Below are 15549 nucleotides of genomic sequence, written 5' to 3'. Positions count from 1 at the left end.
AACAGGAAGCTGTAGTAAAAACTGGAGCCGCTTTTGGCGGCTTTCTCCTGGCAATATTCGTCGGGTGACATGATTCAGGCGGGAAGAAGCGAAGTCGCTATGCTAGCCGACAAAGTGCAGGTCAACGACCTGCGTTTTTCGGTGCATGGCCCAAACGCCATGCGAGGGCACGGTAAAGCATCAGCGACCAGTCGGCCCGGCCAAGCGTCGGACGGCGGTTGAACACGTCGAAGCCGGCTGCCTCCAATCTTTCCAGTATCCGTAGTCCGCCCTGCACGACCAGCCGCAATTCCCAGCCTATCCTGCCCGGCAGCGAAGTCGCCAGCGGGGCGCCGCTGACAATCAACGACCTGGCGCGCTCCACTTCAAAGCGCATCAGTGCGCGCCAGGCGTTGTCGACCCGGCCCTGCGCGATTTGCTGTTCGCTCACGCCGAAGTGCAGCAGGTCTTCCAGCGGCAGGTAGATACGTTCTTTTTTCATGTCGATGGCGACATCCTGCAGGAAATTGATCAGTTGCAGGGCGGTGCAGATCGCGTCCGACTGCCGCAACTGGTCCGGCGCCTGCTGGTCATAAAGAGCCAGCATCAGGCGGCCAACCGGATTGGCAGAGCGGCGGCAATAGTCAATGACGCTGTGCTGGTCTGCGTAGCGGGTCGTCACCACATCCTGTTCGAATGCACTGAGCAAATCGCGCAGCGGTTCCAGCGATAGGGAATGATCCAGCACCGCACTTTGCAGCGCCCGGAACAATGGGGAGAGGGGCGGCAGGCCCGCCTCAATGCGATCCAGCCCGGCGCGAAATCCGGCCAGCGCCGCCAGCCGCTCGGATGCCGGGGCATCGCCTTCGTCGGCAATATCATCGGCCTGGCGGGCAAAGTTGTAGATCGCCTCGACCGCCGGACGCAAGCGGGAAGGCAATAGCAAGGACGCCACCGGAAAATTTTCGTAATGTTCTACTGACATGAAATTTGTTGAAATGTCATGGATTGCGGAAAAGACTTTCCGCTTATAATTACTAACCCCTCGGTCAGTAAAAGAATTTCGCAGTGCAGCAAAGCGGCCAAAAGTGCAATGCAGCCCGCAATGTGAAGACCGCATTGCGTCCGGCTGAATCGCCGCCGCACTGAGCAGCTCCGGATAGTAAAGGAAAAACAACGTGGTCCAGACAAGATTCCGCCATGCGATGCGGGCATTCGCATCCATCCTGACGACAAGCCTGCTCTTGGGCGCCTGCGGAAAGCCCGCTGAAAAAGCCGAGGATGTGCGTCCGGTGCGGGCCATGCTGCTGGAGCCGCAAAAAATCAGCGTCATTGCCGAATTCCCCGGCGAAGTGCGGGCCAGGGTGGAATCCCGGCTTGGCTTTCGGGTGCCGGGCAAGATCGTCACCCGCAATGTCGATGTCGGCGCGGCCGTCAAGCGCGGGCAAGTGCTGATGCAGCTCGATCCCCAGGACCTGCGGCTGGCGCAAGCGCAGGCCGACGCCGCATTGCGCGCGGCAAACAGCAACCTGGCGCTGGCCAAGTCGGAATTCGCCCGCTACCAGGAACTGCGCCAGAAGAATTTTGTCAGCGCCGCCGTGCTGCAGGCAAAAGAGACCGCATTCCAGTCGGCGCAGGCAAGCCATGAGCAGGCGCTGGCTGCTGCGCGCAATCAATCCAACCAGGCCGGTTACGCCAACCTGTTGTCGGATTCGGACGGCGTGGTCACTGCCATCGACGCGGAAGCCGGTCAGGTGGTCGCCGCCGGCACGCCAGTATTGCGCGTGGCCAGGCCGGGTGACAAGGAAGTCGTGATCGGCATCCCGGAAGACAAGGTCGATGCGCTGCGCAACATCGCCGACCTGCAGGTCACTTTCTGGGCTGATCGCGAATACAAGATGAAGGGCAAGTTGCGCGAACTGTCGCCGGTTGCGGATCCGGCAACCCGCACCTATCTGGCCCGCGTCAGCATTCCGGATGCGGCGCAACAGATCCGGCTCGGCATGACGGCAACGGTTGCCTTCATCGCCGCCAACCCAAATCCCGTGCTCAAGCTGCCGCTGTCGGCCCTGTTCAACGAGAAGGGCAATACCGCCGTCTGGGTGGTGGAGAACGGCGCAGTCAAACTGGTTCCGGTGCAGCTCGCCACGGTGTCGGGCAACGACGTCGTGATCGCCAGCGGCGTGGCCGCCGGACAGACCGTGGTGACCGCGGGCGTCAACTTGCTCAAGCCTGGGCAGAAAGTCAAATTGCTCGTTGCCGAGTCGCCCGCTGCGCCCGCCGTAACGGCCGGGTCGCCTGGTTCGCCTGGGTCGAGACAAACACCGAACTTGCCCGCGGCGGGCACGGCCGGAGCCGCTAAATGAAGGGCGGTTTCAACCTGTCGCGCTGGGCGCTGGAGCACATACCGCTGACGCGCTACCTGATGGCGGTATTGCTGCTGGGCGGTATCCTCAGTTACTCGGAGCTCGGCCAGGACGAAGATCCGCCTTTCACCTTTCGCGCCATGGTGGTGCGGGCAAACTGGCCGGGTGCGACCGCGCTGCAAATGGCCGAACAGGTCACCGACAAGCTGGAAAAGAAGCTGCAGGAAACGCCCTACATCGACACCATCCGCAGCTACTCCAAGCCGGGCGAGACGCTGATCATCCTGCAATTGCGCGAATCCACGCCGCCCAGGGAAACCACCAACTCGTGGTACCAGGTCCGCAAGAAAATCGGCGACATCCGCGGCACTTTGCCGGCCGGCGTGATCGGCCCCTTCTTCAATGATGAATTTGGCGATACCTATGGCTCCATCTTCGCCATTTCCGGCGACGGTTTTTCCCATGCTGAAGTGAAGGAGTACGCAGACTTCGTGCGCCAGCAACTACTCAAGGTGCCATCGGTTGCGAAGGTCGAACTCTACGGCGTGCAGGATGAAAAAGTATTCATCGAGTTTTCGCACAAGAAGTTTTCCCAGCTCGGCATACCGATTGAATCGGTCGTGGCGCAACTCAATGCCCAGAATGCGCTGGAATCCACCGGTGTACTGGTGACGCCGACCGACAATTTGCAGGTGCGTGTCAGCGGCGCACTGCGCACCCCCAAGGACCTGGAAAACCTGGAGTTGCGGGCCGGTGGCGTGCCATTGCGTCTCGGTGATTTCGCCACCATCCGGCGCGAATACCGCGATCCGCCGCAAGACACGATGCGCTTCAACGGTCGCGACGTGATCGGCCTGGGTGTCTCGATGGAGAAGGGCGGCAACATCATCCGCCTGGGCGAAGCATTGCAGAAGACCACCGCCGATGTGCGCGCCAAGCTGCCGGTCGGGATAGAGCTGCAGCAAGTGACCGACCAGCCGCGCGCCGTGAAGTCCTCCGTCAACGAATTCCTGAAGGTGCTGACCGAAGCCGTGTTGATCGTGCTGGCGGTCAGCTTCCTTGCGCTTGGCCTGCACACGCGGCCGCTGCGCATTGATGTGCGGCCGGGCCTGGTGGTGGCATTGACCATACCGCTGGTGCTGGCGGTGACTTTCCTGTTCATGCGCATGCTCAACATCGACCTGCACAAGATTTCGCTGGGGGCGCTGATCATTGCGCTGGGACTGCTGGTCGACGACGCCATCATCGCCGTCGAGATGATGGTGCGCAAGATGGAGGAGGGCCTGTCGCGGCTGGAAGCGGCGACCTTTGCCTACACCTCGACGGCGATGCCGATGCTGACCGGTACGCTGATCACCGCGGCCGGATTCCTGCCGATCGGCCTGGCCAAGTCGGCCGCCGGCGAATACACGTTTTCGATGTTTTCGGTGAATGCACTGGCGCTGATCATTTCCTGGTTCGCGGCGGTCCTGTTCACGCCGTACATCGGCTATCGGCTGTTGAAGAACAAGCCCCGGGCCGGCGCCGATGGTCATCACGAATTGTTCAACACCCCTTTCTATGCACGCTTCCGGCGGCTGGTGAACTGGTGCGTCGACTGGCGCAAGACCACCATCGCGCTCACCTTGCTGGTCTTCGGGCTGGGCATCATGGGCTTTCGCATCATCGAGCAGCAGTTTTTCCCGGACTCGAGCCGGCCTGAACTGATGGTGGAACTCTGGCTGCCGGAAGGCAGTTCGTTCCAGGCCACCGAACGGCAGGCGAAAAAGTTCGAGAGCTGGCTTGGCCAGCAGAAGGGCATCGAGAGCGTGACCAGCTATGTCGGCACCGGCAGCCCGCGTTTCTACCTGCCGCTGGACCAGATTTTCCCGCAGACCAACGTTGCGCAAATCGTGGTGCTGCCGATCGACCTGAAAGCGCGTGAAGAATTGCGCCTTAAAATCGGCGCGCTGTTCAAGTCCGATTTCCCCGAAGTGCGCGGCCGCGTCAAGCTATTGCCCAACGGTCCGCCTGTGCCGTATCCGGTCCAGTTCCGGGTGACCGGAACTGAAGTCGCCGGAGTCCGTGCGATGGCGGACAAGGTCAAGGAAATCATGCGGGCCAATCCGAACACCCTGGGCGTGAACGACAACTGGAATGAATCGGTCAAGGTGCTGCGGCTTGATCTTGACCAGGATCGCTTGCGCGCGCTGGGCATCAGTTCCCAGACCGTGATGCGGGCCGCCAATACCATCCTCACCGGCACTACCGTCGGCCAGTTCCGTGAAGAGGACAAGCTCATTGACATCGTCATGCGGCAGCCGGTCGAAGAGCGCAAGACCATCGAGATGCTCAATGGCCTCAATATTCCCACTGCCAGCGGCCGGCCGGTGACCATGTCGCAGGTGGCGCGGGCGCACTTTACCTGGGAGCCAGGCGTGGTCTGGCGCGAAGGACGTGAATGGGCGATCACGGTACAGTCCGACGTCATGGATGGCATACAAGGGCCAACCGTGTCGTCGCAGATCGATCCGGCGCTGGCGCCCTTGCGCCAGGCCTTGCCAGCCGGCTACCGCATTGAACTGGCCGGCGCCGCTGCCGACAGTGGCAAGGCGCAGCAATCCATCGCCGCCAACGTGCCGCTGGTGATCTTCATCATCTTCACGCTGCTGATGCTGCAACTGCAGAGTTTTTCGCGTTCTTTCCTGGTATTTTTGACCGGACCGCTCGGTATTGCCGGTGCTGCGATGGCGCTGCTGGTGCTGCAGCGCCCGTTCGGCTTTGTCGCCCAGTTGGGCGTGATTGCCTTGTTTGGCATGATCATCCGCAATTCCGTCATCCTGATCGACCAGATCGAGCAGGATATTGCCGCCGGCGCTGAACCGTGGAACGCCATCGTCGAGTCGGCGGTGCGACGCTTCCGGCCCATCATCCTGACGGCGGCGGCGGCGGTGCTCGCCATGGTTCCACTGTCGCGCTCGGTATTCTGGGGGCCGATGGCGGTGGCCATCATGGGCGGGCTGATCGTGGCGACCGGCCTGACCTTATTGTTTTTGCCGGCCCTGTACGCGACATGGTTCCGTGTGCGCCGGCCATCCACAGCCACCTGAGCTGCGGATGGCAATGTGGCAAATAGCGGGCTTGGCCGGGAAAAATCCAGTAAAATGCCGGGTTGAAGTCGAACGGCCTCTACGGAGGCACAGCAGGGCGACCGGTATTCACTTCAGGGTCGCCCTTTGCTTTTGCATCGAGAGACTTGGTCATGGCGCACCGGATCGCCGTCATGACTATGGCAAAGCGTGTCAAAAGCGCTGGCAAAAATACGGCCGCGAGGATGGCGAAATTGGTAGACGCACCAGGTTTAGGTCCTGACGCCAGCAATGGTGTGGGGGTTCGAGTCCCCCTCCTCGCACCACGGAACAACACATTTTTGGACGAATAATATGGCAACTGCTGTCGAAACCCTGGAAAAGCTCGAACGTCGCATCACCATCAGCCTGCCGCTGGCAGAGGTGCGCGCCGAAGTCGAAAAGCAACTGAAGATTCGCGCCAAGAAAGCGCGCGCCCCTGGTTTCCGTCCCGGCAAAGTGCCGATGAAGATGGTTGCGCAGCAGTACGGCTATGAAGTCGAGACCTCGGTACTCAATGACAAGGTCGGCCGTGCATTCAACGACGCCGCTGTCGAGAACAACCTGAAGGTTGCCGGCTTGCCGAAGATCGAGCCCAAGGAAAATGCAGAATCGGACGACACCGTCGTGTTCGACGCCACGTTCGAGGTATATCCGGAAATCAAGCTGGGCGACCTGACCCAGGCCGAAGTGGAAAAAGCCGCGACCACCGTGACCGATGCCGAAGTCGAGCGCACGATCGACATCCTGCGCAAGCAGCGTGTGCACTATCACGTCAAGGGCGAGCAGGGCGAGCACGGCGACGGCGGTTCGGATCTGGCTGCGAAGAATGGCGATCGCGTGACGATCGACTTTGTCGGCAAGATTGACGGCGTGGAGTTCCCGGGCGGCAAGGCTGAGGACTATGCCTTCGTGCTCGGCGAAGGACGCATGTTGCCGGAGTTCGAAGCAGCCACCGTCGGATTGAAAGTCGGCGAAGCCAAGACCTTCCCGCTGAGCTTTCCCGAGGACTATCACGGCAAGGACGTGGCCGGCAAGACTGCCGAATTCACGATCACGCTGAAAAAGCTCGAATGGGCCCACCTGCCGGAAGTCGACGCCGAGTTCGCACAGTCGCTGGGTATTGCCGATGGCGACCTGGACAAGATGCGCGCCGACATTCGCGCCAATATCGAACGTGAAGCCGGCAACCGCTTGAAGGCCAAGAACAAGGACAGCGTGATGGACGCGCTGATCAAGGCGGCCGAACTCGACGTGCCCAAGGCACTGGTCGAGGACGACACCGATCGCCTGATGGAAATGGCGCGGCAGGACATGGCGCAACGCGGCATGAACGTCAAGGACATGCCGATCCCGCGCGAGTTGTTTACCGCGCAGGCAGAGCGCCGGGTCCGCCTCGGACTGATTTTGGGCGAAGTCGTCAAGGCCAACGACCTGCAAGCGACACCGGAACAGGTCAAGGCGCAAGTCGACGAATTTGCACAAAGTTACGAAGATCCGAAAGAAGTGCTGAAATACTACTTTGGCGACCGTCGTCGCCTGGCTGAAGTCGAAGCCCTTGTTTTGGAAGAAAACGTCGTCAACTACGTTCTCGGCAAAGCGAAGGTCACCGAGAAGCAGGTACCGTTCGACGAATTGATGGCCAATAACCAGCAGGGCTGATCGCCCCGCGGTCTCATTAGGAAAAGCACATGACAACCAGCATGATCCGCAACGGCGCAATCGATACCCAGATGCTCGGCATGGTGCCGATGGTGATCGAGCAGAGCGGCCGTGGCGAGCGGGCGTATGACATTTATTCGCGGCTCCTGAAGGAACGCGTGATTTTCCTGGTGGGGCCGGTCAACGACCACGCCGCCAACCTGATCGTCGCCCAGTTGCTGTTCCTGGAGAGCGAGAATCCGGACAAGGACATCTCGCTGTACATCAATTCTCCGGGCGGCTCGGTGTCGGCGGGCATGGCCATTTTCGACACCATGCAGTTCATCAAGCCTGACGTATCGACGCTGTGTACCGGACTGGCGGCATCAATGGGCGCTTTCCTGCTTGCGGCCGGCGCCAAGGGCAAGCGTTTCTCGCTGCCGAATTCGCGCATCATGATTCACCAGCCGCTTGGTGGTGCACAGGGCCAGGCCAGCGATATCGAGATCCAGGCCCGCGAAATCCTGTACCTGCGCGAACGCCTCAACCAGATCCTTGCCGACAAGACCGGCCGCACGACCGAACAGATTGCACGCGATACCGAGCGCGACAATTTCATGTCGGCCGAGCAGGCCCAGGAATACGGCATGATCGACAAGGTGCTGACCAACCGCATTTGAGCGAATTGAACCCCCGGGCCGGTTTTTGCACTTACCGGCGGCCCGAGACCTGCGCCCGGCCAAGCTTGTCCCGGGCGCTTTGTCTTTTTGTCCTGTCTGTATTGCCGTTCGCACCCGATGCCGCATATTTTGCGCGGCATCGTGACGAATCCGGAATTCGCAGGTAAGATCAAACCACTACCTTTCCCCGATCACCCAATGTCTGAAAAAAAGTCCTCCAGCGGCGAAAAACTGCTCTATTGCTCGTTTTGCGGCAAGAGCCAGCATGAAGTCAAAAAGCTGATCGCAGGACCCTCGGTGTTCATCTGCGATGAGTGCATCGACCTGTGCAATGACATTATCCGGGACGAAGCGTCCAGCGTTGAGGCCGTAACTGGTCCAAAGTCGGACTTGCCCACGCCGCAGGAAATCTTTGAATTGCTCGGCCAGTATGTGATCGGGCAAGACATCGCCAAGCGCATCCTGTCGGTGGCGGTGTACAACCACTACAAGCGCCTGAAGCATCTCGGCAAGAAAGATGAAGTCGAATTAGCCAAGAGCAATATCCTGCTGATCGGACCGACCGGTTCCGGCAAGACCTTGCTCGCGCAGACCCTGGCGCGCATGCTGAACGTGCCGTTCGTTATTGCGGATGCGACCACGCTGACCGAAGCCGGTTACGTGGGCGAGGATGTTGAAAACATCATCCAGAAGCTGTTGCAGAACTGTAATTACGAAGTCGAAAAAGCCCAGCGCGGCATCGTCTACATCGACGAGATCGACAAGATTTCGCGCAAGTCGGACAACCCGTCGATCACCCGTGACGTATCGGGCGAAGGCGTGCAGCAGGCCTTGCTCAAGCTGATCGAAGGCACCATGGCGTCGGTGCCGCCACAGGGCGGCCGCAAGCATCCGAACCAGGATTTCGTGCAGATCGACACCACCAACATCATGTTCATTTGCGGCGGCGCATTTGACGGCCTGGCCAAGGTCATTTCCAATCGTTCGGAAAAGAGCGGTATCGGTTTTGGCGCCAACGTCAAGAGCCAGAGCGAGCGCTCCGCCAGCGAAAAGCTGATGGAAGTCGAGCCCGAGGACCTGATCAAGTTTGGCCTGATTCCCGAACTCGTCGGTCGTTTGCCGGTGATCGCAACCCTGACCGAACTCAACGAAGATGCACTGATCCAGATCCTGCTCGAACCGAAGAATGCACTGATCAAGCAGTATTCAAAGCTGTTGCAGATGGAAGGCGCCGAACTCGAAGTCCGTCCCGCTGCGATGCACGCGATTGCCCGCAAGGCACTGGCGCGCAAGACCGGTGCGCGCGGCCTGCGTTCCATCATCGAGCATGCATTGCTGGATGTCATGTTCGAACTGCCCAGCCTGCAAAATGTTGCCAAGGTCGTCATCGACGAGAACACCATCGTCAATGGCGGCAAGCCTTTGCTGATTTATCACGAGCAGCAAAAAGTTTCTGGCGCGAAATAATCGGATTGAAGGGCACGGCTCTTGCATTGCAATCCCGTGCTGTCGAAGCGGAAAATCACTTGCAGTCAACAGGGCCGAACACTTTTTTTGCCCTGTTTTATTGAACAAAAGCAGTACAATCAGAATCAATCAGCGTTCATACCGCGGCTTCGATCGTAAAGCCACCCGAGGTCAGACTTCGCGTGTGGCTTTTTTCTTTTGAATCGCGTGTGCGAATGATGATTCAGGGCTTGCGTTTTAGCCCGTCGCGCCAACATCATCGACAGTAATCCTGATAAGGCTCGCCATGACGACTACTCCAGCACTTCCCGCTCATACCCAACTGCCGTTATTGCCGCTGCGCGACGTTGTCGTGTTCCCGCATATGGTGATACCGCTGTTCGTTGGCCGACCGAAGTCCATCAAGGCACTCGAGGCCGCAATGGGCCAGGGCAAGAGCATCATGCTTGCCGCCCAAAAAGCTGCCGCCAAGGATGAGCCCTCCGCCGACGATATCTACGAAATCGGCTGCGTGGCCAACATCCTGCAAATGCTCAAGCTGCCCGATGGCACCGTCAAGGTGCTGGTCGAAGGCGCACAGCGCGCACGTATCGATTCCATTACCGACGGCGAAGCACACTTCGTCTGCGAAGTCACGCCGATCGAATCCGAGCCGGGCGATGAGGCGGAAGTCGAGGCAATGCGGCGCGCGATCGTCCAGCAGTTCGACCAGTATGTGAAATTGAACAAGAAAATCCCGCCGGAGATACTGACCTCGCTGGCCGGGATCGACGATGCCGGTCGCTTGGCCGACACCATCGCCGCGCACTTGCCGCTCAAGCTCGAGCAAAAGCAGATCATCCTGGAAATTTTCAACGTGGCCAAGCGCCACGAGCATCTGCTGGGGCAACTCGAAGCCGAACTCGACATCCTGCAAGTCGAGAAGCGCATCCGCGGCCGCGTCAAGCGGCAGATGGAGAAATCCCAGCGCGAGTACTACCTCAACGAACAGGTCAAGGCAATCCAGAAGGAATTGGGTGAAGGTGAAGAGGGCGCCGACCTCGAAGAGCTCGAAAAGCGTATCGTCGCCGCCAAGATGCCCAAGGAAGCGCGCGAAAAAGCGCAATCCGAGCTCAAGAAGCTCAAGCTGATGTCACCGATGTCGGCCGAAGCCACCGTCGTGCGCAACTTCATCGACACGCTGGTTGCGCTGCCCTGGAAAAAGAAATCCAAGGTCAACAATGACCTGGTGAACGCCGAGAAAGTGCTCGAGGACGACCATTACGGGCTCGACAAGGTCAAGGAACGCATCCTTGAATATCTTGCCGTGCAACAGCGGGTGGAAAAGCTCAAAGCGCCGATCCTGTGCTTCGTCGGCCCTCCGGGCGTCGGCAAGACTTCGCTCGGGCAGTCGATTGCACGTGCCACGAACCGCAAGTTCGTACGCATGGCCCTGGGCGGCGTGCGTGACGAAGCCGAGATCCGCGGCCATCGTCGCACCTACATCGGCTCGATGCCGGGCAAGATCCTGCAGAGCCTGTCCAAGTGCGGCGTGCGCAATCCCTTGTTCCTGCTCGATGAAATCGACAAGCTGGGCATGGATTTCCGCGGCGACCCGTCGTCAGCCCTGCTCGAAGTGCTCGATCCCGAGCAAAACCACACGTTCTCGGATCATTATGTCGAGGTCGACTTCGATCTGTCGGACGTGATGTTCGTGGCAACCTCGAACTCGCTGAACATCCCGGCGGCGCTGCTGGACCGGATGGAAGTCATTCGCCTGTCGGGTTATACCGAAGACGAGAAGACCAACATTTCGCAACGCTACCTGCTGCCCAAGCAGATCAAGAACAATGGCCTGAAGGTCGACGAGATCAGCGTTTCCGAAAGTGCGCTGCGCGACATCATCCGCTATTACACGCGCGAGGCCGGCGTGCGTTCGCTAGAGCGCGAAATCTCGAAGATCTGCCGCAAGGTGGTCAAGCTGCTGCTGCTGAAGAAGCAGGAGTGCAAGGTGCTTGTCACGCCAAAAAACCTGGACAAGTTCCTGGGCGTGCGGCGCTTCGATTTCGGTGTCGCCGAAAAGGAAAACCAGGTCGGGCAGGTGGTCGGCCTGGCCTGGACCGAAGTTGGCGGCGAACTGCTGACGATCGAGGCGATGAACATGCCCGGCAAGGGCAACGTGATCCGCACCGGTACGCTGGGCGACGTGATGAAGGAATCAATCGAAGCGGCGCGCACCGTGGTGCGCAGCCGCGCCAGGAAGCTGGGCATCAAGAGCGATCTGTTCGAGAAGTCCGACCTCCACATCCACGTACCGGAAGGCGCAACGCCGAAGGACGGTCCTTCGGCAGGTATCGGCATGACCACCGCGCTGGTGTCGGCCTTCACCGGCATCCCGGTCAAGGCATCGGTGGCAATGACCGGCGAGATCACGCTGCGTGGCGAAGTGTTGCCAATCGGCGGACTCAAGGAGAAGCTGCTGGCAGCCCATCGCGGCGGGATCAAGACGGTGCTGATTCCCGAGCAAAACGTGAAGGACCTGGCCGAGATTCCGGACAACGTCAAGAACAAGCTGGAAATCGTGCCGGTGCGCTGGATCGACAAAGTGCTGGAAATCGCACTGGAGCGCCAGCCGGTGCCGCTGCTGGAAGAAGAAATCGTTGCCGAAGCCGTCAGCAAGCCGGCCGAGAAAGCAGAGGCCAGCGTCGTCAAACACTGACTCTGGACCATCCACGGTTCGATTGACCCGTGGATGGCGCAGCGAAGCGCCCTTCGGGGCGCTTTTTTTTCGGCGCGCACTACCTTGTGGCAGATACTTGCTTGACACCGAATGTCGACGGCTAGTCTAATGCTTGTGCACGATCGTGCGATTTTTGCGGCCCTAAGCCGCGACGATAAAGAAAAAACAACAACAGGAGGGGACGCAGTGAACAAATCGGATTTGATCGACCATATCGCCCAACAAGCTGACATTTCGAAGGCGGCCGCCACACGCTCGCTCGACGCCCTGATCGGCGGCGTGACCATGACACTGAAAAAGAGTGGCTCGGTGACACTGGTCGGCTTTGGCACCTTCTCGACCAGCGCGCGGGCGGCACGTACCGGTCGCAATCCACGTACGGGCGAATCGATCGAGATCAGCCCAGCGAAAGTACCGAAATTTAAGCCTGGCAAAGCCTTGAAAGATGCGGTAAACTAACGTCCTTTCGGCGGGGTGACACGCGCCGAAAATGTCGGGCTGGGCCGGTGGCGTTATGCAGTGACAGTCAAGGCTGTTCTTGCAATCACAGGGTGCTTAGCTCAGTTGGTAGAGCGGCGCCCTTACAAGGCGTAGGTCGGGAGTTCGAGCCTCTCAGCACCCACCAACACAGCCAGGCAATAGCAGTAAAAAGGAGTGGTAGTTCAGCTGGTTAGAATACCGGCCTGTCACGCCGGGGGTCGCGGGTTCGAGTCCCGTCCACTCCGCCAATAATCGAAAAAAAGGCGAACATGATGTTCGCCTTTTTTCTTATGTACCCGATACGCCTGCCCGGGGCTTGACCCGGCGCGTGGCATGCGAGCATCAGACCATGTTTGACTTCATCCGTACCCATCAGCGCATGATGCAGTTCGTCCTGTTGCTGGTCATCTTCCCGTCGTTTGCTTTCCTCGGTCTCGAGGGCTATTCACGTTATGGCGGCGATGACAACGTGGTCGCCACGGTAGGCGGACAGCCGATCACCAGCGAACAGGTCAACGAGGGACATCGGCAGCAGGTAGAGCGCCTGCGCCAGATGTTCGGTGGCCAGATCGATGCGCGCATGTTCGATACGCCCGCTGCACGCCAATCCGTACTTGAAGGACTGGTCGCGCAACGTGCGCTGTCTGCTGAAGTCGCACGCAACAAGCTGTCGGTGCCGGACCAGGTGCTGCAGCAAAACATCCTGGCGATTCCGGATATGGTCGGCGCGGATGGCAAGTTCGATGGCGAGCGTTACAAGGCCTTGCTGGCCGGCCAGGGCATGACGCCGGCGATCTATGAATCCCGCCTGCGCCAGGACCTCGCACAACAGCAACTGAGCGGCGCGATCGAAAACACGGTAATCGCACCCAAGTCCCTGACGACATGGCTGGCCGAAATCAACGAGCAAGAGCGCGAGGTGCAGGAACTGCGCTTCAAGGCTGCCGACTTCAGCGCCAAGGTCAAGTTGACCGACGCGATGCTGAAGGATTACTACGACAAGAATCCGGCAGCCTTCGAAATCCCCGAGCAGGTCAAGGCTGAATACGTCGTGCTGAGCATGGACACGGTTGCCGCGCAGATCAGCGTCGGCGACGCCGACATCAAGGCCTACTACGACCAGAACCAGCAGCGCTATTCGACACCGGAGCAGCGCCGCGCCAGCCATATCCTGGTCGCCGCCAGCAAGTCCGCGCCAGCCGCAGAGAAGTCCGCGGCCAAGGACAAGGCCGCCAAATTGCTGGAGCAACTGCGCAAGAGTCGCGATCCCGCTGAATTCGCCCGGCTTGCCAAGGCTAATTCGCAGGATCCCGGTTCCGCTGAAAAAGGCGGTGACCTTGGTTTCTTCGGTCCGGGCATGATGGTCAAGCCGTTCGAGGAAGCCGCATTCAAGCTCAAGCCGGGCGAGATGAGCGACCTGGTCGAATCCGATTTCGGTTACCACATCATCAAGCTCACGGAAGCCAAGCCGGGCGGCAAGATGGCGCTGGAGCAGGTCAAGGCGGACATCGCTGGCGATATCAAGAAGCAGTTGGCAGCGAAAAAATTCACCGAGATGGCTGAAACGTTTTCGAACACGGTCTATGAACAGGCAGACAGCCTGAAGCCGGTTGCCGACAAGCTCGGGCTGAAGATCGAGACAGTCGCCGGCCTGACGCGCGCCGGCAATCCGGCCGCCGCCAAGGCCGTCTATAACAACCCGAAATTCCTGGGTGCGCTGTTTGGCGACGACGCCGTTCGCAACAAGCGCAACACGGAAGCCGTCGAAGTAGCCGCCAGTACGCTCATCGCCGGACGGGTGATCGAACACAAGCCTGCTGCCAAGAAGCCTTTTGATGAAGTCAAGCCAGCACTGGCCGAGCAGGTAACGCGCCGCGAAGCGCAGGTGCTGGCAAGCAAGGCCGGCCAGGAAAAGCTGGCGGCGTTGCAGGCAAAGCCCGACAGCGCCGGTTTTGGCGAGGTCAGGACGATCTCGCGCAGCAAGAATCCGGACCTGCGCGGCGAGGCCGCCACGGCCATCCTGAAAGCGGACGTCAGCAAGCTGCCGGCCTTCGTCGGCACCGAATTGCCGGGCGAGGGTTACGGCGTGTACCGGATCGGCAAAGTCGGCCAGCCAGCCAAGCCGGACGCGGCACGGCGCACCGCCCAAGAGCAGCAGGTCGTGGGCACGCTGGCGCAAGAAGAAATGACTGCCTATGTCGAGTCGTTGAAGAAGAAGGCGAAGGTCAAGTTCAAGGGTGCTGCCGCGGCGGTTGCACCGGCTACGGATAATCCGGCGCCTGAGAAGAAGTAGACTTCGTTCATTCCGATCGCATACGGGGCCAGGCTACAAACCGGCCAGCCAACAAAAAAGCCGCGCTACGCGGCTTTTTTGTTGGGCGCAATCGCCGTCGATGCTGGCGCGACCATCGCTTGTAGCGTGCGACCTGCGCCCGGTCGCCCTGTCAATCGGCTATTGCCGCCGTCCGCGCGGCGGCAGCAAAGGCAGCATCGGAAACTTCGTCCACATCCAGCATCCTGGCGTTCGGGAACTGCGTGAAATTGCGGTCGATCGAGCGCAAGTAGGCCGGGTCGTAATGTTGTTCCAGCAACTCCCCGACCAGTTGCTGCAGTTGTCCCTCGCGCGCCATTTGCTGCCAGCGCGAAATGGTGTCACGGCCGTGCAGCGCCACCAGGCAGTCGAGTTGCTGGTTCAGCGCTTCCGGCGCGGCGACAAAGTGTGCGTACTCGTCCATCAGCAGTGTTACCCGGCCTTCACGCGACAGTTGCAGCGAGATGCAGGGCGACGCGCGCATGCGCTCCATCAGCGCGTCGGGAACGCGGACGTTGCCGACTTTCTTGCTCTCGGACTCGATGAAGATGACGCGTTGCGGATCGAAGTGGCGCAGGGCTTGCCAGATCCGGCTTTCGAACATCTTTTGCGAAGGCTGTGGCTCGCTTGGCAGGTCGCCCAGCACCGAGCCGCGATGTGCCGCAAGCTGCTCAAGGTCGAGCACCTGCTCCCCCTGCGCAGCCAGGGTCCGCAGCAAGCGACTTTTGCCGCTGCCCGTGGTGCCGCAGATGACCTTGAAGTGCAGGCCAAGCGGCAGTTCCTGCAGCGCGGTGTTGAT

10 protein-coding genes and 3 tRNA genes are annotated in these 15549 nt (G+C 60.0%); 11 read left to right on the top strand and 2 right to left on the bottom strand.

All coding sequences use genetic code 11. The features are described 5' to 3' along the window. Positions 1 to 121: 121 nt before the first annotated feature. Positions 122 to 964 carry a squalene synthase HpnC gene (gene hpnC / locus Q7T64_RS10685; protein ID WP_304795321.1) on the bottom strand — a complete coding sequence of 281 codons (843 nt, stop codon included), beginning with the start codon at positions 962 to 964 and terminating at the stop codon, positions 122 to 124. A 193-nt stretch (positions 965 to 1157) separates the two neighbouring features. Between hpnC and Q7T64_RS10680 the strand changes: the two genes are divergently transcribed. The 11 genes from Q7T64_RS10680 (at position 1158) to Q7T64_RS10630 (ending at position 14732) form a co-directional block, all read left to right on the top strand. Then, positions 1158 to 2345, top strand: coding sequence for an efflux RND transporter periplasmic adaptor subunit (locus Q7T64_RS10680; RefSeq protein ID WP_304795319.1), 1188 nt, complete (start codon positions 1158 to 1160; stop codon positions 2343 to 2345). Then, entirely contained in the window at positions 2342 to 5434 is a 3093-nt protein-coding gene (locus tag Q7T64_RS10675; protein ID WP_304795318.1) for an efflux RND transporter permease subunit, read from the top strand. The genes Q7T64_RS10680 and Q7T64_RS10675 overlap by 4 nt, the downstream gene beginning before the upstream one ends. Before the next feature lie 218 nt (positions 5435 to 5652). Further along, positions 5653 to 5739: transfer RNA gene (locus Q7T64_RS10670), tRNA-Leu, on the top strand. A 28-nt stretch (positions 5740 to 5767) separates the two neighbouring features. Beyond that, a complete protein-coding gene (gene tig, locus Q7T64_RS10665; protein ID WP_304795316.1) occupies positions 5768 to 7114 on the top strand; it encodes a trigger factor in 1347 nt (448 codons plus the stop codon). 29 nt (positions 7115 to 7143) lie between these two features. Next, entirely contained in the window at positions 7144 to 7773 is a 630-nt protein-coding gene (gene clpP, locus Q7T64_RS10660) for an ATP-dependent Clp endopeptidase proteolytic subunit ClpP (protein WP_304795315.1), read from the top strand. 198 nt (positions 7774 to 7971) lie between these two features. After that, the gene (gene clpX / locus Q7T64_RS10655) at positions 7972 to 9240 is read left to right on the top strand and encodes an ATP-dependent Clp protease ATP-binding subunit ClpX (protein ID WP_304795313.1); all 1269 of its coding nucleotides are present in this window, start codon (positions 7972 to 7974) and stop codon (positions 9238 to 9240) included. A 286-nt stretch (positions 9241 to 9526) separates the two neighbouring features. Next, on the top strand, positions 9527 to 11938 hold the full coding sequence (gene lon / locus Q7T64_RS10650) for an endopeptidase La (RefSeq protein ID WP_304795312.1): 2412 nt from the start codon (positions 9527 to 9529) through the stop codon (positions 11936 to 11938). Between the two features lie 207 nt (positions 11939 to 12145). Continuing rightward, positions 12146 to 12418: an HU family DNA-binding protein gene (locus Q7T64_RS10645; protein ID WP_304795324.1), complete on the top strand. Its 273-nt coding sequence runs from the start codon at positions 12146 to 12148 to the stop codon at positions 12416 to 12418. Between the two features lie 90 nt (positions 12419 to 12508). Beyond that, positions 12509 to 12584, top strand: a tRNA-Val gene (locus tag Q7T64_RS10640). Between the two features lie 26 nt (positions 12585 to 12610). Then, positions 12611 to 12687, top strand: a tRNA-Asp gene (locus tag Q7T64_RS10635). A gap of 101 nt (positions 12688 to 12788) precedes the next feature. Further along, positions 12789 to 14732, top strand: a complete 1944-nt coding sequence (locus tag Q7T64_RS10630; protein WP_304795310.1) for a SurA N-terminal domain-containing protein — start codon at positions 12789 to 12791, stop codon at positions 14730 to 14732. Between the two features lie 151 nt (positions 14733 to 14883). On the opposite strand, the gene mnmH is transcribed toward Q7T64_RS10630, so the two are convergent. Continuing rightward, a partial coding sequence (gene mnmH, locus Q7T64_RS10625) for a tRNA 2-selenouridine(34) synthase MnmH (RefSeq protein WP_304795309.1) occupies positions 14884 to 15549 on the bottom strand: 666 nt, incomplete at its 5' end.

The organism is Lacisediminimonas sp. (assembly GCF_030645335.1).
Classification (GTDB): Bacteria; Pseudomonadota; Gammaproteobacteria; order Burkholderiales; family Burkholderiaceae_D; genus Lacisediminimonas.
This window is presented reverse-complemented; position numbering and strand designations above follow the sequence as displayed.

Bases quoted from the DNA above. Each gene is read 5' to 3' on its own strand.
- hpnC (WP_304795321.1), bottom strand. From the start codon at position 964: ATGTCAGTAGAACATTACGAAAATTTTCCGGTGGCGTCCTTGCTATTG.
- Q7T64_RS10675 (WP_304795318.1), top strand. From the start codon at position 2,342: ATGAAGGGCGGTTTCAACCTGTCGCGCTGGGCGCTGGAGCACATACCG.
- tig (WP_304795316.1), top strand. From the start codon at position 5,768: ATGGCAACTGCTGTCGAAACCCTGGAAAAGCTCGAACGTCGCATCACC.
- clpP (WP_304795315.1), top strand. From the start codon at position 7,144: ATGACAACCAGCATGATCCGCAACGGCGCAATCGATACCCAGATGCTC.
- clpX (WP_304795313.1), top strand. From the start codon at position 7,972: ATGTCTGAAAAAAAGTCCTCCAGCGGCGAAAAACTGCTCTATTGCTCG.
- lon (WP_304795312.1), top strand. From the start codon at position 9,527: ATGACGACTACTCCAGCACTTCCCGCTCATACCCAACTGCCGTTATTG.
- Q7T64_RS10630 (WP_304795310.1), top strand. From the start codon at position 12,789: ATGTTTGACTTCATCCGTACCCATCAGCGCATGATGCAGTTCGTCCTG.